Genomic DNA, 19,962 nt, shown 5'->3' on the forward strand with positions numbered 1-19,962 from the left:
CGCTGATGGCGACCCAGCTGCTCCGGGGCGTCGACTCTTCGCTCATGCACCACCCATCCATCATCAAGAGCATGGTCATCAGATTTTTGACGATTGGAAGTGGGTGTTTCCGTTGGGCTGATGACCGGCGACGGTGAACCAGGCGCTGGCCGCGGTGACGCGGTGGCAACGATGAAGAGCGTGCGCGTCCTGACTCCATCAGAGACCCGTAACGCGTCGGTCCGACAAACGGCTGAGTTCTATGCACCGCCTCGATCTCCACCACCGGTTGGTGTGCTGCCCTCATCACCCCGTGTGCACGTTTTGTGCATTCTGGAGGTCTACCGTGAGCTGGCTGCGCTGACCGGTCGGCACGCCGCGGTGACCGCATACACCTGAGCCACTGTGTTGAGAGGCAACACCCGCCTGGTGAAGGGTTAACGCCCTATCCTCAGTCAGGTCGCGGCTACGACCGTCATCCCCGACATGTCCCCGCAGCGCTCCCTCGTGTCGTACCCCTGCAGGAGATGGATCGTGAACGCGGTGACCGTCTCCTTCTGCGACCACCAGCGCGAGGGGTTGTGAGGGTGATGAGCCGGCCGGTGTGGTTACTGGACGTCGACGGGGTGATCAACGTCTCGCGGCCCGGCTGGGGCGCCGCCCCTCGCACCGGCTATGCCTCTTCCGCCGGTGAGGAGTATCGGATGCGCTGGGCCCCGGCTCTCATCGACCGCATCCGCGCGCTGCACCACGCGGGCAGCGTCGAGATCTGCTGGTGCTCAACCTGGTGCCCTGAGGCCGAGGAGGTGGAGCGACTGTTCGCCCTGCCCCGGCTGGAGCGCGCCTGGTCCGATCACCTCACCGGCGCCGCCGCGACGGCGGCGAAACTCGCCGCCGCCCGCCACGTCCTCGCTCGCGGCCGGCGGCTCATCTGGACCGATGACGTCGAAGTGCCCACCGGCGGAGTCGTGCACGATGAGCTGACCCACACCGGCCAGGCGCTGCTGATCGCGCCCTCACCACGCCGCGGGCTGCAGCCCGACCATCTGGACGCCATCGAGGCGTTCATCTCCTAGGACCGGGGGCCGCTGAAGGGGAAAGCGTCGGTCGCCGATCGTCGCGGGGCCGGTTGTGTGCGGGGAGCACCTCGTGGCCCATTGGCCGTTCACCGTCTTCGCAGCCATCGCCTCCACACTGAACGTCTGGCGTGCTTCGCCCACTGGGCATGGTCGGCGCGAACGGCCAGCGTGGTGGGATGGTCAGGTCCCAGCAGTCGCTCCATCACCGGCCCCAGCACCGCCAACTGGTCTCGAGCATCGACGGTGTTTCCCATCTGACCTGTCAGGGAGGCGAAGAAGAAACGGGCAAGCAGCGTGGTGGGGTGTTCAGAGCCTAGGACGCGTTCGATCGTCGGCATCAGCGCCGCCAGCTGGTCCATCCCGCCGGCCGTATCCCCCGCTCCGCTCATCCACATAGCCAGGTGGAAGCGACCGGTCAGCGTGGCCAGGTGCTCAGGTCCCAGCACTCGCTTGAACACCGGTATCAACATCGTGAACTGGTACCGGGCGCCGGCCGCGTCTCCCGCCTCTCCCGTCCAGCGGGCCAGGCTGAAACGAGCGGCCAAGGTGATGGGATGTTCAAGGCCCACGACCTGCTCGAGTATCGGTATCAGTGCCGCCGATCGATCCCGGGCGCCAGCCGCGTCCCCCGCCTCTCCTACCCAGTCGGCGAGAGCGCTGCGGATCTCCAGGGTGGCGGGGTGCTCAGGGCCCCGTACTTGTTCGACCAGGGGAAGCAATGCCGTGTACCGGTCCCGGGCGCCGGCTGGGTCGCCGCTTTCCCCACTCCAGCGGGCAAGGCCGACGCGGGCGTTCAGGGTGAAGGGGTGCTCACAGCCCAAGGCCCGCTCCAGTACCGGCACCAGTGCCGCGAACCGGTCTCGGGCGCCGGCTGGGTCGCCGCTTTCTCCGCTCCAGCGGGCGAGGTTGACGCGGGCGTTCAAGGTGATGAGGTGCTCGGCGCCCAACGCTCGCTCCCCTAGCGGTATCAGCACCGCGAACCGGTCCCGGATCTCAGCGGCCGGAGTTCCTGCCTCCCCCGCCCAGAAGGCGAGGTTGGCGCGGGCATTTAGGGTGACCGAATACTCAGGGCCCAAGGCCCGCTCCAGCACCGGTACCAGCGCGGTGAACCGCTCTTGGGCCTCGGCGGCGTTCCCCACCGATCCGACCAAGCCAGCGAGGTTGGTGCGCACATCCAGTGTGGTGGGATGCTCCGGCCCCAGCAGCCGTTCGGTTACCGGTTCCAGCTCCGCCAACCGATGCCGGGCCTCGGCGATGTTCCCCATCGCCCCGGCCAAGGTGGCGAGATCGGCGCAAGCGGCCAAGGTGTCGGCGTGTTCGGGCCCCAGGGTGTCGTACATGACGGCGTGGCGCCGCTGTTGCAGGGACAGCGCAGTGCGGTACTCCCCCTTGTCATGCAGGTACTCGATGACGGAACCCATGGCACCAGAGTCAAGAGCCAAGACCGTGCGGGCGTGCGCGAGCAGGCTCGCATAAGCCGGCCAGGAGGAAGGCTGCCCGGAATCAGAAGGGAGCGCCGCCTGCACCAAGGCGACCGCGGTGGCCTCGCAGGCGGCGCGCTCGTCCTCGGTCAGTCCTGCCACGATGACGGCTTGGACCTGGCGGTGCATCCTCACCAGCAGACCATCCGGCGCCCGGTCGATCACGCCGTAGGAGACCAGCAGATCCAGCGCGCCGTCCAGGCCCCCGTCCCGGGCGCTGTCCTGTGCGCTGTCTTCGGCGCCCTGGAGCCCGTTCAGCACCGCGCGCGGCAGGTCCTCAGCCGCATAACAAGCCAGCACGCCCAGCACGCGAATCGCCAGGGGGTCGGCCTGCTCGATCTGAGGGCACGTCAGCGCCCACACCCGGGCCATCGCCCCGCCCGCGCCCGGGACGCCCCCAGAAGTGGCGCGCAGCAGGCGCAGGTAGCCGGCCAGGTTCACACCAGGGGTGGTGGCGATATAGGCACCAGCCAGCCGAAGCGCCGACGGTGATCCTTCCAGCTCCGCAGCCAACCGCCCGGCCTGCTCCTCAGCCTGAACACGATCGGGTCCGGTCGGGGCACCGACCGTGGACAGCACCAGTTCCACCGCATCCGCCAGGGACAAAGAAGTCATCACGCCCCAACCCTGTCGCCCCAGGACGACAACCCACCACGATGACGCATATCCGTTACCACACACGCCTCGGCCGCCAGGTTGAACCGAGGCGATGTGGTGGCCCCCTGCTCTGCCGCCCGACGTCAAGTCGGCCTGCAACGTCACGCGTACCTGGGCGGACACCTATCCGCAGTCGGCCAGATGCCGGTGATGGGAGACGGTCAACGGTTCGGGGGTACCGCTACTCGCACCGCTGGCCGTCATGCGGTTTCTGCACGAAACATCCTCAATCAACGCGACATATCTCCACCAATATCAACACCTTCCGCGATCTTGCTCTGCGAGAATGCCCTCATTCCTTCACACGGGGTGAGGGCATTTCCGGGAGCATTCACGTGAAGCGTTTCATCGCCGGACTCGTCGGGCTCACCGGCGCCGCGACCGCCGTCGTGGCCCTGCCCGCCTCCCCCACGACCGCACCCGCCCAGGCGGCCACCGTCTCCTTGGCCGCGGTCGATCCGGTGAACGCGCTCAAACAGCAATTCCGCACCGGGCGCGGCGTGCGGCTCACCGAGACCGTCCGTCTCGACTGGAAAAGGGATGCGAGGACCATACGCCGCAAGGGCACGCTGCAGTTCGGCCCCTCCGGCGTCGTCGCCGCCGACGTCGTACGGCGCGCCAGCAGCAGTCAGCCTGTTGATAAGGACATCCCCGTCTACGTACAACACATGATCAACGTCGATGGGAAGCACTACCACTGCGACGTCACCCCAGCCGACGCTCACCTTCCCGCCGGCAAATCGTGGGTGCGCGCCAGCTTCGACAGACCCTTACAGAAATGGGGCACCGTCTTCGGTGATCAGGAGATCAACGTGTTCGAACCGGCCACCTTGGCGCTCTTGCTGCGCGCTTCGACTCACCGTTTGCCTGATCAGGGCGGTACCCAGTACCGGGGCACGATCACCCTGGCCCAACTCCGCACCGCTTCTCGCTCCTACAGTGAGACGACCTCCTTCGGGCTGGACGGCAAGGACAAGCCGGGGAAAATCACCTGGCGGCTCTGGACGGACAACAAAGGGCTGGTGACCCGCCTGGTGACCCGCGACGCGTTCGCCGACCTGATCGACGACTACGCAAGCGACACCCGCTACACCGACTGGGGAACCAGCGTCACGGTGATGGCCCCACCCGCCGACCAGGTCATCGACGAAGACGACGTCGACTACTCCACCACGCCACAGACCCCACCCCACGCAGTGATCGAACAACCCCCGGGCAACTGAATTCCCGCTCCGTTCGTTCAAGTATCCGGACGCGGCGGGCCCATCGTCCACGACTCGTGACCTCGCGTTCCGGCCGCGAATATCGATCCTCGCCGACGGCACCGGCGGTGGACGCACCCCTGAGCGACCCCTTGTTACCCGGGAGAGCTTTCCGGGGTTGCCTCTCGGCCCGGATGTGATCTTCAGAGCTTGATGGCCGGTAGCGCACAGCACTACCTGACAAGTTCAGGTTCGGCGGCAGGCGCGCCGAGCGTGAGAGCGATCCGGCGACGGGCGATGTCGACTTCAGCGATCTTCACGGTGAGGACATCGCCGGCTTCTACGCGCCGTCGACCGTCAGCCGTCCGCGTTGGCCGGCCCACAGTCCTTCACCGGCCACCTCGGCCAGGGTGGGCCGTGCGGTCAGCAGCTCGGCGCGCACCTTCAGCCAGGCGGTCAGGCGTTCGCGGGCCGGGACCGGCAGCGGAACGGTGCGGACTTCATCCCCCTTGCCGTGCAGGCGGGCGGTGCCGCTGCGCGCGGTGATGGGGACATCGGCGACGCGGAGACGCTGGGCTTCCTCGGCGCGGGCTCCGGCCCCCAGCAGGACGGCGATGAGGGCGGCGTCGCGGGGACCGCGACGGTCGGCGGCGCGGCGCACCGCGTTCTCCTGTGCCCGCGACAACGCGTCGGGGGCGCCGGGCTTGGTGACCCGGGCGCGTTTGACCGCCAGCCGCAGCGCGGGCCCGTGTTCATATAACAACGTAACGGCGGCCAGTGCCTGGTTCACCGTCGCCGGCGACGCGCCCGCGACGTGCCTGCGGCGAGCAGGCGGCGGCGCCAGGCGGTGACGGCGGCTTCGGCGCCGACCAGGTCGACGAACACGTCCGCGTGCTCGGCCGCCCGGGCGAGCAACCATTCCCGGTAGGCCAGATTTCGTGTCCTCGGCTGGTCATCCACCGGTTTATTGGGAAGACCTGGAGTGATCCAAGCACGGTGCCTAGCAGCCAGGCTGACCGGCACGTCGAGGAGGCAGCCCGGTTGCCGAAAGACTTCAAGGGGCAACCTCTCGACGATCCCCCGAACAGAGGAGATGCCACGGGCGCGACCCCAGCTCAAGCACAGTCGCCACCAGAGCAGCGCGCTGTCAGTCCTGAACGCCCCCCCGAGACGGCACAGGTGCTCGCCATTCTCGCGCTTGCCGCAGCGGTCAACGCCGTCACAGGGTTTACCCAGAGCTACTTTGGGGCTGGGGTCACGTTCGGGAGAAAACCCCCAGGATGACGGGATGATAGGAGAACAGAGCCTTCCTAGTACTCCAGCCGCACATCGGGATCTTGGCTGAGGTGTGCGCTCATGTACGTACGTACGCGCAAGACGAGGGAACGGCCACCGCTGTGATCATTCAGGTGTGATGGATCTGAAGATCATGCGGTGGCCGCATTGGCCAGGGTAGAACACACTGACCCCGCTCGTTTGCGCTCTGGCCTGGATGATGCCTTTGCTCATGTCGCAGGCCGATTCAAACGGCGAGAAGTACGCCTGCGCGCCCGCGCCTGCATCGAGGGACTACTGTCCGGGCTGGAACGTAAGAACGGTTGGTCACTGGCCGAGTACGCCGGGGAGGCTACCCCGGACGGCATGCGACGACTGCTGAGCAGCGCCAAATGGGACGCCGATGGGACGCGTGACGATGTCCGCGACTACGTAATCGACCACTTGGGCGCAGCCGACGGAGTGCTGGTCGGCGACGACACTGGCTTCGAGAAGAAGGGCACCTGCTTGGCCGGGGTGCAGCGGTAGTACACCGGTACCGCCGGGAAGATCACCAACTGTCAGATCGGGGTGTTTCTCGGCTATGCCACCTCCCGCGGGCACGCGCTGGTGGACCGGGAGCTCTACCTTCCTCGTGCCTCATGGATCGCTGATGCGCGGCGCCGCAGCACAGCGAAGATTCCCGAACAGGAGGAGTTCGCCACCAAGCCCCAGCTACTGCAGGCGATGATCAGCCGTGCGATCACCGCGGGGGTGCCGTTCGGCTGGGTGACGGCCGATGAGGCCTACGGCGACAACGGACCGTTGCGCCGGTTCCTGGAAAATCAGCAGCTCGGGTACGTGCCGGCAGTGGCGTGCGACCATCAAATCACCATCGGCGCGGGCAAGGTCCGCGCGGACGTCATCGCCAAACGGCTCGGCAAGGCCGCCTGGCAGCGGTTGTCGTGCGGCAACGGCGCCAAAGGGATGCGGCGCTATGACGGGGCACTGGTCGCCACCGCCAGCCCATCACACCGGCTGCTGATTCGCCGCTCGATCGGCAGGCCATCAGAGCTGGCCTTCTACCTGTGTCACACCGTGAATCCTGCGCCGCTGCACCGTCTGGTGGCGGTGGCTGGCATCCGCTGGACGATCGAGGAGTGCTTCCAGACCGGCAAGAACGAGGCCGCTTTTGATCACTACCAGGTCCGGCTCTATCCGGCCTGGTATCGGTATATGACGCCGGACATGCTCGCTCTGGCTTTCCTCGCCGTTACCCGAGCCGCATTCAGTGACGAACCGGACCCGTCCGACCGAAGAGAGCGCCAGAGGTCTCCCTTCGGCAACGACATGAATCCCGCAGGTCCAGCGACCACGATCTCCACCAACGAAATCCGCCGCCTGTTCGCGTCATTGACCCGGCCGCCCATCAACGAGCACCACATCATGCACTGGTCCATGTGGCGGTTACGTCACCAAGAGCGCGCTCGTCGATCCCACTACCAGCGACAACGCACCAGAGATCATTAAGTGCGGCTGGAATACTAGGGGCTTCACCACGTCTGCGGCCAGACGCCCGACCCGCGATCATGCTGTGACCAGCCAGCCCTCGCACGGGGATGAAAAAGGCTGATGGAATGGGCATATTTCGGTGGCCGGCCCCGGGCGTGCCCCGGTAAAGCGCGCGCCGCCGCATTCCGCTGGATACGAGGATTCATCCAGGCGGCACCAGGTTTCGGGCGCCCCGAGTCCTGGTTCGCCCGACCTTAAATAGACGGCGGTCGTGGGCGCGTCCATACTCGATTTGTCCCGGGCTTCCCAACGCCCTTTCCGGAGGAATCTTGAACACACTAATCCGTAGAACGCGATTACGCCGGGCGCTGACCTTGCTGATCGCCATCGTGGTCGCCTCGACCGGGACGGTGGCGGGCACCGCCTCCCCGGCCCAGGCAGGACTCATCGACTGGGTCGACAGCCTCGAAGGACCGACCCCCTGGACCACATGGGAGGGAGGCGGCCAAGGAGACGGCGTCGCCGGTTACGACATCAACGGAGGGGTGGCCTATTCGGGACTAAACGACGGCTGGCTCTACGTGGGCAACGGCTGGGCCGCCAACCGGATCCGCAAACCCCTCGCCAGTATGAGCCCCCGCTTCAACTGCTCGGCGGCCGTCTGGTTCAACGTCCTGGCCTCCGGCGCGCAGGTCGGCCTGCAGATCTGGGACCCGAACGGGTGGCGCGTCATCGCGGAAACCTATCCGTGGGTCGCCGGAGGCGGCTACAGGCAGGTCTACATAACCGGACTCAACTTACAATCCTACGGGGAAATCTACCTGCAGGTCATCTACGGCAACAACAACGGCGTCAAAACCTACATCCGCTTCGACCACATGCAACTCCAGTGTTACTACTGAACAGTTTTCACCCGGACCGTCGACAGAGGTTCGATGGTCGGCCGATTCTAGAAAGGTGGTCGTCGGACTGCCGATCGAAGGCTCCATGGCCAGGCCCTTTGCTCAGGACAGAACTCTGACCAGGTAGTTGAGGTTGAAATATGTTCATTCTTGGACATCTTAAAACCGGCATTTATGGCCCGAGTGATATAATTGAGCAGGCTCGAGTACGGACAAACACAAGACCTTGCGGCTTTTAATCCGTAGGTTCAGGATTCGAATCCCTGGCGCCCCATCACCTCACACACCAGATCGCTTTTGCCCCAAGCTGAACTGCTACCTGGAGTCACCTCCTCCATTAAGGCGGAGAATCTCCAGCCTGTCGGTGACGTATCCACACGAATGATTGCCGTTGCTTCGGGCGCACGAATCCTCTAGTCGCAAGCGGAGTTCAGCTGCACGCGCCCATGCTCCGCGGAACACAAACTGATCTTGGCGTCAATCCTGGGTCGCGATAAATTTCTTATCGCGACCCAGAACCTTGATCGTTTCAAGATGGGGAGACCGCCCGATGATCGAATTGGGCGATTGGAGGACGACCCGACCACCCCGTTACCGATGTCCTTTACTAAGCGCCACAGGCCTCGCTCGTGCCGGTCGAACGGAGGCCTCCCGGCGGCGGCACGACACTCTCCGAATCGGCCACCTCGACGATGGCGTGAGCCCGCTCCTTCTCCACCTCGGCGATGATCTCCTCGGCCTCACGCTGTTCCAGTTCCCACCGGCTCATCAGCGGGCGTCGGCCGACCCGCTGATTGCCCTCACTGAGGCTCTCGATACAGGTCAGCCGCGCCGCCTCGTACCGGTCGGTGGGCAGCAGCGGCACCACGCGTTCCACCTCAACGAGAATCTCAACGGGCTGGCGTGCCGCTCACCCAGAGCGATCGCCAGACCGTAGAAGTGGTGGTACGAGACGTAGGCGGCCGCGCCGGCGACCGCCAGCAGGACAGCCACCGCACAGCCCAGGATGATCCGGTCCCCAGCCCGATCTCGCTGGGTGCGCTCCGCCGGGACCGTTTCGACCAACAGCGCCCCGGCTATCGGTGGTGTCGAAGGGCGGCGCACGGCCTCACCCCTGAACTGATCGGGTTGCTGAGTCACGGGCCGGGTTTCGGTGGTACAGCCGCCGAACCTCGCCCGCCGTGCTGCCCCTGCCCCCGGCGCATCGGAAATCGCCTGCTGAAGGTCCTGAACCAGCGGTTGCTGAGGTTCCCCGGCATGAGCGTGTGTCGCGCTGTCAGATCCGATTTTGTCGAGCTGAGTCCGGGCGTCAGCTTTTTGGGCGCTCATTCCGGGCATGAGAGGTCCAGCCACGGAGCGTCGGTGCCGCTCAGGAGATGGGCGAACGGTTCAAGTCCCCCCAGTGACAGCCGCCCGTACGGTGGCTCAGGGACGCGTTGTCGGCGGTGATCTCGTCCGGCAGCGTGCACGACCCGAAGCGATGGTCGTGCACGGGCAGGCAGGTCACCATCGGCGCGTCGGCCATCCGCACCCACCAGGGCCGGGTCTTGTCGGTCTTGCTCATACGGTCACCTTTCGGCTCCGTGACGCCCCGGGCTGGGGCTGTCATGGGACCGGGCGCACCGTGATCACCTCCGACTTCGCGTACGACATGTCAGGACCGAAAGGGAAACCCAGGCCGGGGACGTCGGAGCCCCCGCGTTCGCACAGGACACACGGTAATCGCTGGACAGGCGTTTCGCGGGCCCGCGACGATGTCGTACCCGCCGGTCGCCGGGTGGGGCTAGCGTGTCGTACATGCGGTGGGGCGGATCATGAACGAGGCGGGGGCCGAGGAGAGCGCGCTGGTCGCGGCCGTCCTCGCGGGCGACGACCGGGCGTTCACCGGGCTCGTCGAACGTCACCGGCGGGAGCTGCGGGTGCACTGCTACCGGATGCTCGGCTCCTTCGAGGAGTCCGAGGACCTGGTGCAGGAGACCTTCCTGCGGGCGTGGCGCGGGCGCGGGACCTTCCAGGGCCGTTCCAGTGTCCGCACGTGGCTCTACCGGATCGCGACGAACACGTGCCTGGACTTCCTCGACCGGTATCCCCGCCGCCCGCGACCTCGTGACGTAGGACCGGAACAGTGGCCCCAGCCGGGCTCGCCACCGGCGGACGTCCAGTGGCTGCAGCCCTACCCGGACCGGCTGCTGGAGCCGATCGCGGCCGACGGCATGGAGCCGGACGCGGCCGTGGTGGGCAAGGAGACCATCGAGCTGGCGTTCCTCGCCGCCATACAGCACCTGCCGCCCAGGCAGCGGGCCGCGCTGATCCTGCGCGACGTGCTCGGCTGGTCCGCCAGGGAGACCGCCGAGCAGCTGGAGGTCAGTGTCGACTCGGTGAAGAGCGCCCTGAAACGCGCACGATCGACCCTGAGGACCCACCTTCCCGAACGACGTCTCGAATGGGCCCCGTCGACGGCTCCGACCGTTCAGGAACGGGAGCTGCTGCGACGCTTCATGGACGCCCACGACAGGACCGACCCCGCCGCCCTGGTGGAGCTGCTGAGCGAGGACGTGCGGATGACGATGCCTCCGCTTCCGTTCTGGCTCTTCGGTCGCGACGCGGTCGAGGCCTTCGCCGCGCACGCCTTCGGCCCCGATTCCCCGCTGTACGGGGGGCGGTGGCGGAGCATCCCGACGCGGGCGAACCGGCAGCCGGCGGTGGCCGGTTACATCCGGCTGCCGGGCGAGCCCGCCTACCGGGCCCAGGTGCTCAACGTGCTGAGGATCGCGGACGGCGAGATCGCCGAGATCGCCATCTTCGAACCGCACCTGCTGGCCGCGTTCGGGCTGCCCCCGGCGCTGCCCCCGGACAGTGACCCCTTTTGGGAACCGCACCCGTCTCAACGGTGGTCGACCTCGGCAAGCGCGGTCGACCACCGATGAGGAGCACACACGATGACGATCGACGAAGACGCGATGACGCTGCCGCAGGGCGACGTACGCCTGCTGGACAGTGACGTGGCGCGGCGCCTGCTCGCCTCGACGGAGCTGGCACGGCTGGCGTACGTGGCGGCGGACGGCACCCCGCGGGTGTTCCCGATGCTGTTCCACTGGACGGGCACCGACGTCGTCATGTCCACGTTCGCGGGGGCGGCCAAGATAGCCGCCCTGCGGGCCAGGCCCGACGTCGCCATCACCATCGACGCCGCCTCGACACCACCGCGGGTGCTCCTCGTCCGCGGCCGGGCGTCGGTCACCGACGTCGAGGGGATCGTGCCGGAGTACGCGCTGGCCCAGCACCGCTACGCCGGGGCGGAGCAGGGCGCCGCCAACGTGGCGGCGGTGGACCACCCCGGTACGAGGATGGCCCGCATCGCCGTCCGCCCCGCCTGGGTGGGGGTCCTCGACTTCCAGACCCGGCTGCCCGGCGGCGCGAGCGTGGCGGACTTCGAGCGCCGGGGCCGGTCGTGACCACCTACGTGCTGGTACACGGTGCCGCGTCCGACTCGTGGTACTGGCATCTGACGGCCGCCGAGCTGCGTGCGCGCGGCCATGACGTGATCACGCCCGACCTGCCCTGCGACGACGACTCGGCCGGGCTGTCCGAGTACGCCGACGCGGTGGCCGACGCCGTCGGGGACCGTACCGGCCTCGTCGTGGTCGCCCACTCCTTCGGCGGCTTCACCGCGCCGCTGGTGTGCGCGCGGCTGCCGGTCGAGCTCCTCGTGCTGGTGACGGCCATGGTCCCGGCACCGGGCGAGCCGCCGGGCGACTGGTGGGCCAACACCGGCTGGGAACGGGCGAGGCGGGAGCAGGACGAGCGCGACGGCCGGGCACCGGACGACGACACCGCCCTGTTCTTCCACGACGTCCCGCCCGGCCTCGCGGCGGAGGCGGTCAGGAGGGGCCGCGACCAGTCGTCCACCCCCTTCGCCGACCCGTGGCCGCTTCCCGCCTGGCCGCCCGTGCCGACGGTGTTCCTCCTGTGCCGTGACGACCGCTATCTTCCCGCCGGGTTCGTACGCCGCCTCGTCAAGGAACGCCTGGGCGTGGTTCCTGAGGAGATCGGCGGGGGCCACAACGTCGCTCTCAGCCGCCCCGGGGAACTCGCCGACCGGCTGGCGGCGTACCGCCTGACGTGAGCCCGGCGCCCGGTCGGGCCACCGCGCACCGCGCACCGGGCACCGGGCACCGGGCACCCCGGGTACGTGACGACCGGCCGCCGGTCGTCACGTACCCGGGCCGGTGGCGGTCACGGCCGGACGGGTGGCCCGGGGGCCGTCACGGCCGGGCGGGTAGGCCGGTGACGGTCACGGCCGGGCGGGTGGTCCGGGGGCCCGGACGCCCTCCAGGAGGGTCCTGGCCAGGGCGGTGGCGAACGCGTCGACCGGCTGGGCGGCCGAGCCCGACGGCGGGCGCCCCTCGGCGAAGGAGCTCAGGAAGGCGCGCTGGAAGCACGCCCCGAGGAACAGGGCCGCCGCCGCGGCGAGGTCGGCGTCGGCGCGGACGCGCCCGGCGTCGCGTTGCCTGTGCAGGTAGGCGGCCAGCGCGTCGAGCGGCTTGTGCGGGCCCAGGTCGAGCTTGTCCAGTTCCTCACCGTGCCGCCGCAGCAGCACCGGGTCGGAGAACAGGGAGGCGCCGATCGGGAAGCTCGACGTGTAGAACGCCACGGCCTGCCTCGCGATCTCGGCCAGCGTCTCCTCGACGTCGTCCTCGTCCCTCGGCCCCCCGGTCTCCAGCTCGGCCAGGAGCGGCGCGAACCGGGGCATCCGCTCCTTGAGGACGAACACGAACAGCTCCGCCTTGCTCTCGAAGTGCTTGTAGAGCGCGGCCTCCGAGCATCCCGCCGCGCGGGCGATCTCCTTGGTGGTGGTGTGGGCCAGGCCGATGGTCCGCATCAGCTGGTCGGCGGCGTCCAGGATCCGGACCCGCGTCGGCTTCATGCTGGGCGCTCCTCGGATTGCGTGGATTGACGGATGGTGGGTGAACACTCACTATAGTAGTTAGTAAGCATTCACCAACGTACGGGTGGGAGAGACGCCATGAAGCTGACCGTCTGCGGAGCGACGGGCGGCACGGGGCAGGAGGTCGTGCGGCAGGCGCTGGAGGCGGGGCACGAGGTGACGGCGGTGGTGCGCGACGCCGCGCGGCTGCCGGAGGGCCTCACCGGCGTGCGGGTGGTCACGGCCGACCTGGCCGACCCGGAGTCGCTGCGCCCCGCGATCGAGGGGCGGGACGCCGTGATCTCGGGCATCGGCCCGCGCAGCAGGAAGCTCGCCCGCGACGGTGTCGCCGCGCCGGCGACGCGGAGTGTCCTGGCGGCCATGGAGCTCTGCGGGGTGCGCCGGTTCGTCGCGGTGAGCGCGACCCCGGTCGGCCCGTCGCCGGAGGGCGACCCCTTCCTCGACCGCAGGATCATGACCCCGCTGGTGGGGAGGATCCTGCGTGACGTCTACGCCGACCTGGGGAAGATGGAGAAAATCATCCGCGACAGCGACGCCGAGTGGACGGTCATACGGCCGCCCCGCCTGCTGGACAAGCCCCTCACCGGGAAGTACCGGCTGGTCGTCGGCGGCAACGTCCCTCGCGGACGCACGATCGCCCGCGCCGACCTGGCCCACGCGATCCTCGGCGTGCTGGACGACCCCGCGACGGTACGGCAGCCGGTCGGCGTCGCATACTGACCGCCCCTTTCTCGCGCCCAACCGGGTCCGGCGTCCACGGCGCCGGACCCGGTGCCTATCCGGGCTCGTCGGTGAGCGCCCGTACGAAAGCGCCGTGGGTGGGTGTTCCGGGGGCGTCGTCGAGCACGGCGAAGACCACCCGTTCGAAGCGCCCGCCGAAGGCCCCCGAAGGGCCGAGGTGCGTGGCGAAGCAGGCCGCCACGAGCGCGGGCGAGTTGCGGAACACCCCGCACCCCCACGCGCCCAGCACGAGCTCGCGCAGCCCCACAGCGGCGAAGAGGCTCAGGATCCTTCCCGAGCGCTCGAACAACACCTTCGGCAGGCGGGCGCGCCGCCTGTCGCTCTGGTCCATGGCACCCGCGTTCGGCGCGGCCACGGTCAGGAACGAGACGGGGTACGGGCGGGCGAGCAGGTCACCCCGGTCGTCCCTGAACACCGGGACCGCTGGCGAGAAGATCGCGCGATCGCTGTAGAGCGGATCATGCCGCTTCCGGTGGAAGGCATAGAAGTCGGGCACCTCGACCAGGCAGCGGTAGAGCCCCGACGCGTACGCCAGGCTCTCCTCCTGCGCCTGGGTCCCCCTCAGGAAACCGCCCCCGGGATTCTTCGCCGAGGCGAAGTTCAGGCAGCCCACGGCCCCGGCGGCCCCGGTCATGCGGCGGGCGGCCGACAGGGAGGTCTCGTTGACGACCTCCACCGAGGTCGCGACGGCCGGAGACGCGGCGAGCGGGCCGACCGGCTCGTCGTGCCCCCACGACCGCGTGCCCGCGACGGCCCCCGCGAGCTCTTCCTCGATGGACACCCGCCCCTCCGCAGGGTGGTCGTACCAGCCGCGTTCCAAAATCTCCACGGTCTGCGCGGCGAGCGCCCGGCGTGCTTGCTTCATCTTTCCTCCCGGGCACAAGTTATCCTCATGCTGAGAAATACTCAATACGAGAAAGACAGGGATGCATCGGCCGCCCTATCGGGGGTTCTCCGCTGCCGGCAACCGGTGGGCGACCCAGTCCCTGCCCGCGCGGGAGACGAGCGAGACGAGCCTCCGTACGAACCTGTCGGCGGCCAGGGGGCCGATTCCGAGGTCGCGGACAGCGCGGGCCACCAACTCGGCACCGCCCGCCGGGACGTCCGCGCAGATCCCGGCCAGCACCCCCCGGTGGCAGACGCCCCGGCCCGCCGAACGTTCGGCGGCGATCAGCGTGGACAGGGTGCGGCGGGCGAGCTCCTTCTCCTCGCCGAGGATGAGCAGGTCCTCGGGGTTGTGGTCCAGCCGGGGAAAGAGCTCGGGAAAGAACTCGCCCTGTTCCACAAGGACGGTCACGTTGGCCATGAAGAAGCCCGGCCGGAGCACGCGGAGGCGGTCCAGGGCGGCGCGGAGCGAGCGCCGCGCGGCGAGCGGGTCGAGGCGGTGGCGGTCGAGCAGACCGGCGGGGATGTCGTAGGGGTCGCGGGCCCCGTTCCGCAGCCGGGTGACGGCGTCGGTCAGCAGCGCGAAGGACGTGCCGTCGTCGCGGAGTGGCCGCGCCCAGTCGGACTTCCCGAGGTCGCGGAGCGGTTGCGCGGAGGCGCCGCGCCCTACCGCGTCCTCACGGCACGTGCGGGCCTCGATGTTCCGCAGGGGGTGGTGGACGAGCTGGGCGCGAGCCGCGCGAACCCCGGCGGGCTCCCCGTCGCCGGGCCGCCTCCGGATCAGACGCGCCATGAGGTCGATCCGGTCGACGGCCGCCTGCGGCGAGGTCACCCAGCGGACGACCGCGTCCATCTCGCGTACCGCCTCCCCCGCCCTCGTCCGGGGAGGTGTCCCCGCCAGGGCTCCGCGCAGCCTGGTGTAGCCGCCGAGGAGGTGGTCGTCGATCGTCCGCTCGCAGTCGTCGCACCAGCGCGTCCCGTCGGCCCCGCCGCACGGCCTGCCGCCGTGGCGGGCCCTGCGTAACGGCCCGCGCGCGACGTCCCGCATCGCCGGGGAGACCAGCGAGAAGTAGGCGAGGAAGGCGAGCGGCTCGGGTGCTGCGGCGACGGCGGCGAGGTTCATTACGGCGTCCTTCCAAGGCATGACAGGAGAACGCGTCCACAGCGGACGGTCTCGACATCGGCCTCGGCATCCGAGGCCCTCAGAAGGAGCGACACGAATCGCTCAAGCTCGCGGGCGGCAGCCGTTGAACGGAACCAGATTGACAGGAGGCATGATCAGCGTCAACCGCTTTCGCGATACGCCTGATTGAGCTGGTTCATGACCGATCTGTAGTGGTCGACCAGCTCGCCGTCGCCTCCGCGTGTTCCGTCAAGCTCACGCGCGGCGCTCCTGAGCAGCTCCCGCACATCGCCGCGTTCGCCACCGGCCCCCCGGCGTTCCCCGCGGACCCGATGGTCGAGAGCGTGTCCCTGCAGGGCGGCGTTGGCCAGCCTGGCGAGGGCGTTCAACGCGGGGTTCTCCGCCCGCAGCTCCTTCCAGACCGTCCAGGTGAACAACACCGGCCGGATCGCCTCCACCGCGAGGTAGGCGGCCAGGGCCCGATGCTCCCCGCACACCTCGGCGACCAGCAGCAGGCGCCGTCCGGCGGCGGCGCGGCGCTCCCCGCCGGGACAGGAGTCCGGCAACGGGCCGAAGAGATCCTCCTCAAGCCTCACCAGGCCGGGGAGCGTTTCGCGCAGCGGGCCGGACCCGCGCTCGATGAGCCGCCGGGCCGTCCGCAGGTCCAGGCGCCCGACGGCGCTCGTCGCCAGCCCCGCCAGCACCCGGTCGGCACCGAGCCGCGCCGCCACCGGCCAGCCGGGACGCACCTCGGGCGCGACACCCTGCCCCCGGGCCAGTTCGGTCACCCAGAGCGGGCACGCGGCGGTCAGCGACCACTCCACCCCGGCCGCGATCATGCCGTAGTTCGTCATCGGCGGGCCGGGGTTGAGCACGATCACGACCTCGTCGACGTCACGCGAACTGCCCGATCCCGTACGGCCGGTCGGTGCCGCCTCGGCCCGCAGCGCGCCGACGACGATCTCGTGGATCGCGCGCAGGTCACCCGAGACGCCGTCGACCACCCGCGCGTCGACCCGCTCGCCGGAGGTCTCGGCCGCCCACCGGGCGAGCCGGTGCGCCCGCTCCCGCGTCTCGGCGCTGGCCAGCAGCCGGAGCCGCAGGGTCCCCCGGCGAAGCAGCGACTCGCGCCGCTCCCTCAGGACCGCCAGGACCGCCTCCACGGCCGCCCGGTCCTCGGCGTCCCTGCCCTCCCGGTCCAGTCCGACGGCCAGCAGCCCCAGGACGTCACCGCTGCCCAGGACCGGCCATCCGGTCCTGCCGGTGCCCGCGACGAGCTGGAAGCCGGGGTCGTCCTTCTCCCAGCGGTCGGCGGCCCGCAGCAGGGTCGGCGGCAGCGGCCCCGGCTCCAGCCGCTCCGGCATCAGGTGCGCCCGGTGGGTGGAGGCCGCGGTGTAGAGGCCGGTCAGCGCGTCGTCCCTGATCATCTGGACGCAGGCGGCGTCACCGCCCGCCTCGACCGTACGGGCTGCGGCGCGAATCCGCGCGGACAGCCCGCCGTCTCCCCCCGCCCGGTCGCCGAGCGCGGCGACGAGCTCCCCGACCTCGCGTTCGGTGCGCGCCGTCAGGACCTTCCGCTCCTGGTCGCGCGTGAACGACCTGCGAAGCTGCTCGGTGAACCAGGCGCGCAGCAGGCCGTAGTCGGCGGCCTCTCCCCGTCCGATCCGCTCGAACAGGGCGGCCTGCACGGTGGGCCACTTCTCGGTGAACTTGGTGATCTTCCCCGGGGTGAGGCCGGGGACCCCGGACGTCCGGGAACCCGCCCGCAGCCGCGCGGCGGCCCCCAGGTTTCCGGCCTGCCGGGCGGCGAGCAGCTCCCAGAGCACCCGGTTGGCCGGGTCCACCTCGGCGAGGCCGTCCCAGAAGCGGTAGCGGAGCAGCCAGGCCGCCAGGTGGGCGTCCAGGTCGTGCGGCCGGTCCAGTGCGTACGGCCGGTGCGGGGTGTCGAGGTGGACGATCCGGGTGGGCCGGCGCGTCTCCAGGGCCGCGCACAGGGCGCCCGCGCCGAGCGCGAACGCGCCCGAACCGCAGCTGATCAGGATGTCGTCGGGACGGCGCCCCGCCAGCCACCGGCCCAGGGCGTCCGAGGTGTCCCGCAGCGCGGGGCCTTCGAGCCGGACCACCGAGACCGCGCCCGGCTCGAAGCGCGCGCCGCACAGGCCCGTCTCGGAGGTGAGCAGCCTCCGCATGGCGTCGGCGTGGTCGGCGAACGCCCCTCCCCCGGGGGCGCCGGGAGTGTTCGTCGTGCCCAGCAGGACGACCAGGGACACCGGAAGACGTGCCGCCGCCAGGCCCTCGAAGATCTTGCGCAGCGGCCGGCGGTCCCTGCCCGTCGCCCCGGGGTCGCCCTCGAAGTCGGGAGCCGTCCCGCCCGGACGCCGCGTGCCCTCGTACGCCGGACCGGCGACGCGGACCCCGGCGAATCCCAGGTCGCCGCCGCCGACCGCGTGGACGAGCAGCGTGCCCTCCGTCTTTCCCCGAGTCGTCTTCTCCAGAACGGTGTCCTTCCATCGGCCGCGGAAACCCGGTCAACCGCGCCGACGGTAACCGACCCCGGTGACATTCTCGGCGGAACAGTCGAGCTGGACGAGGGATGCGAGGAGACTACGGTTTGGCGGGGGGCAGTGTCGGGCGGTCGGCCGGGTAGAGGCTGACGACGAACACGTAGGGATCGTCCCCGTCGCGGGGCAGCTGGCTGAAGTCGTCCATGAGCGCGATGACCCGTTCCCAGAACTCCCCGGCCCGCTCGTCGGAGATGTGCACGTGCCGGCGCAGGGCGCGCATCCGGTCGGCCAGGTAGGCCGGTGCGGACTCCTCGGCGGCGTCGGCGAGCTCGTTGGGCCAGGGGGGTGGCGTCACGTCCTCCGCGCGTACCCGGCCGACCTGGTAGTTGCGCGCGGTGCGCCCGTAGAAGCGCTCCTCCATCGCGCGCACCCGGCGCGTCCGCACCACCCGCAGCATCCCCGCGTCGACGAGCACCTTGACGTGGTGGGCGACCGTGCTCTTCGGGCGGCCGACGGCCTCGGCGAGCTCGCTGACCGTCGCCGCCCGTTCGAGGAGGAGGTCGAGGATCGTGCCGCGCAGCGGCTCGGCGATGGCACGGAGCTCGTGGGGCGCGGTCACCGTCATGCGTTCCGTGAGGAGGTCGTAGTCCGGGAACCCACTATTGCTCGACAACATCGGAACATTCTAGTCTCATGGATCATATTTACATCCATATCAGACGGAGGTGGCCGCGATGGCCGAGGTGGTCGTCTTCCATCACGCCCAGGGCCTCACCCCGGGCGTCATCGGCTTCGCCGAGGAGCTCAGGGCAGAGGGACATACCGTGCACACGCCCGACCTGTACGAGGGGCGGACCTTCGACACGTTGGAGGCCGGCCTGGCGTACTCGGAACAGGCCGGTTTCGAGGAGATCCTCGATCGCGGCGCGCGGGCCGTCGCGGACCTACCGGCCGAGGTCGTCTTCCTCGGGTTCTCCCTCGGCGTGCTGAGCGCGCAGAAACTGGCCCAGACGCGGCCGGGCGCCCGCGGTGCCGTGCTCGTCCACTCCTGCGTCCCGCCCTCCTACTTCGGGCCCTGGCCCGCCGAGGTCCCGGTGCGGATCCACGCCATGGACAAGGACCCCATCTTCCACGGCGAGGGTGACGTCGAGGCGGCCTACGCGCTCGTCGCGGAGGCTCCCGACGCCGAGCTGTGCCTGTACCCCGGCGACCAGCACTACTTCGCCGACAGCTCGCTGCCGTCCTACGACCCGGAAGCCGCGGGGCTGCTGCTGCGGCACACGCTGACCTTCCTCAGGGGACGGTGACGGAGCGCGGTGGACGTCGTCGTCGAGGTGGCCCTGGACTGCGCGAACGCTCCGCGCCTGGCCGCCTTCTGGACCGGTGCCCTGGGGTACGTCGACCGGTCGCCCGATGGGGACCCCGGGCGCGGGTTCGCCTGGCTCGCCGATCCGCGCGGCCGGGGCCCGCACCTGGCCCTGATCGAGGTGCCCGAACCGAAGACCGGCAAGAACCGCATGCACCTCGACCTGAACGTCTCCGGCGACGGCTCGCCGGACGAGCGGTGGCGGCGGATCCGCGACGAGGTCGGCCGGTTGTGCGCGCTCGGCGTGAGCGTGCTCGCCGAGTCCGGCCATCACGTCACCATGGCCGACCCCGAGGGCAACGAGTTCGACGTCTGCTGATCCGACCGTG

General features: G+C 69.6%; 19 protein-coding genes and 2 pseudogenes. 11 read left to right on the top strand and 10 right to left on the bottom strand.

All coding sequences use genetic code 11. The features are described 5' to 3' along the window. Positions 1–581 precede the first annotated feature (581 nt). Positions 582–1,055 (top strand): HAD domain-containing protein, encoded by a 474-nt coding sequence (locus ACW9TB_RS25845; RefSeq protein WP_472750646.1) that lies wholly within the window; start codon positions 582–584, stop codon positions 1,053–1,055. An 89-nt stretch (positions 1,056–1,144) separates the two neighbouring features. On the opposite strand, the gene ACW9TB_RS25850 is transcribed toward ACW9TB_RS25845, so the two are convergent. Next, positions 1,145–3,127 carry a tetratricopeptide repeat protein gene (locus ACW9TB_RS25850; RefSeq protein ID WP_472750647.1) on the bottom strand — a complete coding sequence of 661 codons (1,983 nt, stop codon included), beginning with the start codon at positions 3,125–3,127 and terminating at the stop codon, positions 1,145–1,147. 404 nt (positions 3,128–3,531) lie between these two features. On the opposite strand from ACW9TB_RS25850, the gene ACW9TB_RS25855 reads away from it, so the two are divergent. Continuing rightward, entirely contained in the window at positions 3,532–4,419 is an 888-nt protein-coding gene (locus ACW9TB_RS25855; RefSeq protein WP_472750648.1) for a hypothetical protein, read from the top strand. Between the two features lie 319 nt (positions 4,420–4,738). Here the strand turns inward: ACW9TB_RS25855 and ACW9TB_RS25860 are convergent, their stop codons facing one another. Together ACW9TB_RS25860 and ACW9TB_RS25865 are read right to left on the bottom strand one after the other, a co-directional pair. Further along, positions 4,739–5,188, bottom strand: coding sequence for a tyrosine-type recombinase/integrase (locus ACW9TB_RS25860; RefSeq protein ID WP_472750649.1), 450 nt, complete (start codon positions 5,186–5,188; stop codon positions 4,739–4,741). Next, the gene (locus ACW9TB_RS25865) at positions 5,185–5,358 is read right to left on the bottom strand and encodes a hypothetical protein (RefSeq protein ID WP_472750650.1); all 174 of its coding nucleotides are present in this window, start codon (positions 5,356–5,358) and stop codon (positions 5,185–5,187) included. The genes ACW9TB_RS25860 and ACW9TB_RS25865 overlap by 4 nt, the downstream gene beginning before the upstream one ends. A 516-nt stretch (positions 5,359–5,874) precedes the next feature. Between ACW9TB_RS25865 and ACW9TB_RS25870 the strand changes: the two are divergent. The 3 genes and pseudogenes from ACW9TB_RS25870 to ACW9TB_RS25880 form a co-directional block, all read left to right on the top strand. Continuing rightward, positions 5,875–6,933, top strand: a pseudogene (locus ACW9TB_RS25870) (IS701 family transposase); the annotation flags it as partial. 99 nt (positions 6,934–7,032) lie between these two features. Further along, positions 7,033–7,182: pseudogene (locus tag ACW9TB_RS25875) on the top strand (IS701 family transposase); the annotation flags it as partial. A 356-nt stretch (positions 7,183–7,538) separates the two neighbouring features. Beyond that, on the top strand, positions 7,539–8,066 hold the full coding sequence (locus ACW9TB_RS25880) for a hypothetical protein (protein ID WP_472750651.1): 528 nt from the start codon (positions 7,539–7,541) through the stop codon (positions 8,064–8,066). Positions 8,067–8,673: 607 nt separating this feature from the next. Here the strand turns inward: ACW9TB_RS25880 and ACW9TB_RS25885 are convergent. Together ACW9TB_RS25885 and ACW9TB_RS25890 are read right to left on the bottom strand one after the other, a co-directional pair. After that, the gene (locus ACW9TB_RS25885) at positions 8,674–8,934 is read right to left on the bottom strand and encodes a hypothetical protein (protein ID WP_472750652.1); all 261 of its coding nucleotides are present in this window, start codon (positions 8,932–8,934) and stop codon (positions 8,674–8,676) included. Between the two features lie 501 nt (positions 8,935–9,435). Beyond that, positions 9,436–9,630, bottom strand: a complete 195-nt coding sequence (locus tag ACW9TB_RS25890; protein ID WP_472750653.1) for a hypothetical protein — start codon at positions 9,628–9,630, stop codon at positions 9,436–9,438. A gap of 250 nt (positions 9,631–9,880) precedes the next feature. Here ACW9TB_RS25890 and ACW9TB_RS25895 point away from each other — a divergent pair, with 250 nt between their 5' ends. From ACW9TB_RS25895 to ACW9TB_RS25905, 3 genes are read left to right on the top strand one after another with little or no spacing between them, the layout of a single operon-like run. Continuing rightward, positions 9,881–10,993, top strand: coding sequence for a sigma-70 family RNA polymerase sigma factor (locus ACW9TB_RS25895; protein ID WP_472750654.1), 1,113 nt, complete (start codon positions 9,881–9,883; stop codon positions 10,991–10,993). 12 nt (positions 10,994–11,005) lie between these two features. Further along, the gene (locus tag ACW9TB_RS25900; RefSeq protein WP_472750655.1) at positions 11,006–11,521 is read left to right on the top strand and encodes a pyridoxamine 5'-phosphate oxidase family protein; all 516 of its coding nucleotides are present in this window, start codon (positions 11,006–11,008) and stop codon (positions 11,519–11,521) included. Beyond that, positions 11,518–12,192 carry an alpha/beta hydrolase gene (locus tag ACW9TB_RS25905; RefSeq protein ID WP_472750656.1) on the top strand — a complete coding sequence of 225 codons (675 nt, stop codon included), beginning with the start codon at positions 11,518–11,520 and terminating at the stop codon, positions 12,190–12,192. Before ACW9TB_RS25900 ends, ACW9TB_RS25905 begins: the two co-directional genes overlap by 4 nt. A 168-nt stretch (positions 12,193–12,360) precedes the next feature. Here the strand turns inward: ACW9TB_RS25905 and ACW9TB_RS25910 are convergent, their stop codons facing one another. After that, positions 12,361–12,993 (bottom strand): TetR/AcrR family transcriptional regulator, encoded by a 633-nt coding sequence (locus ACW9TB_RS25910; protein ID WP_472750657.1) that lies wholly within the window; start codon positions 12,991–12,993, stop codon positions 12,361–12,363. Between the two features lie 99 nt (positions 12,994–13,092). On the opposite strand from ACW9TB_RS25910, the gene ACW9TB_RS25915 reads away from it, so the two are divergent. Further along, positions 13,093–13,734: an NAD(P)-dependent oxidoreductase gene (locus tag ACW9TB_RS25915; RefSeq protein ID WP_472750658.1), complete on the top strand. Its 642-nt coding sequence runs from the start codon at positions 13,093–13,095 to the stop codon at positions 13,732–13,734. A 55-nt stretch (positions 13,735–13,789) separates the two neighbouring features. Here the strand turns inward: ACW9TB_RS25915 and ACW9TB_RS25920 are convergent, their stop codons facing one another. The 4 genes from ACW9TB_RS25920 to ACW9TB_RS25935 all read right to left on the bottom strand — a co-directional run bounded on the left by ACW9TB_RS25920 (position 13,790) and on the right by ACW9TB_RS25935 (position 18,943). Further along, positions 13,790–14,620, bottom strand: coding sequence for a TIGR02452 family protein (locus ACW9TB_RS25920; protein ID WP_472750659.1), 831 nt, complete (start codon positions 14,618–14,620; stop codon positions 13,790–13,792). A gap of 75 nt (positions 14,621–14,695) precedes the next feature. Further along, positions 14,696–15,763, bottom strand: coding sequence for a hypothetical protein (locus tag ACW9TB_RS25925; RefSeq protein WP_472750660.1), 1,068 nt, complete (start codon positions 15,761–15,763; stop codon positions 14,696–14,698). Between the two features lie 161 nt (positions 15,764–15,924). After that, a complete protein-coding gene (locus ACW9TB_RS25930; RefSeq protein WP_472750661.1) occupies positions 15,925–18,033 on the bottom strand; it encodes a hypothetical protein in 2,109 nt (702 codons plus the stop codon). Between the two features lie 334 nt (positions 18,034–18,367). Further along, on the bottom strand, positions 18,368–18,943 hold the full coding sequence (locus ACW9TB_RS25935) for a helix-turn-helix domain-containing protein (RefSeq protein ID WP_472750662.1): 576 nt from the start codon (positions 18,941–18,943) through the stop codon (positions 18,368–18,370). Positions 18,944–19,001: 58 nt separating this feature from the next. Between ACW9TB_RS25935 and ACW9TB_RS25940 the strand changes: the two genes are divergently transcribed. Together ACW9TB_RS25940 and ACW9TB_RS25945 are read left to right on the top strand one after the other, a co-directional pair. Further along, positions 19,002–19,574 (top strand): dienelactone hydrolase family protein, encoded by a 573-nt coding sequence (locus tag ACW9TB_RS25940; RefSeq protein WP_472750663.1) that lies wholly within the window; start codon positions 19,002–19,004, stop codon positions 19,572–19,574. Positions 19,575–19,583: 9 nt separating this feature from the next. After that, complete coding sequence (locus ACW9TB_RS25945; protein ID WP_472750664.1) at positions 19,584–19,952, top strand: VOC family protein; 369 nt, start codon at positions 19,584–19,586, stop codon at positions 19,950–19,952. Positions 19,953–19,962 lie beyond the last annotated feature (10 nt).

It is taken from the genome of Streptosporangium sp. H13245, from assembly GCF_055690525.1.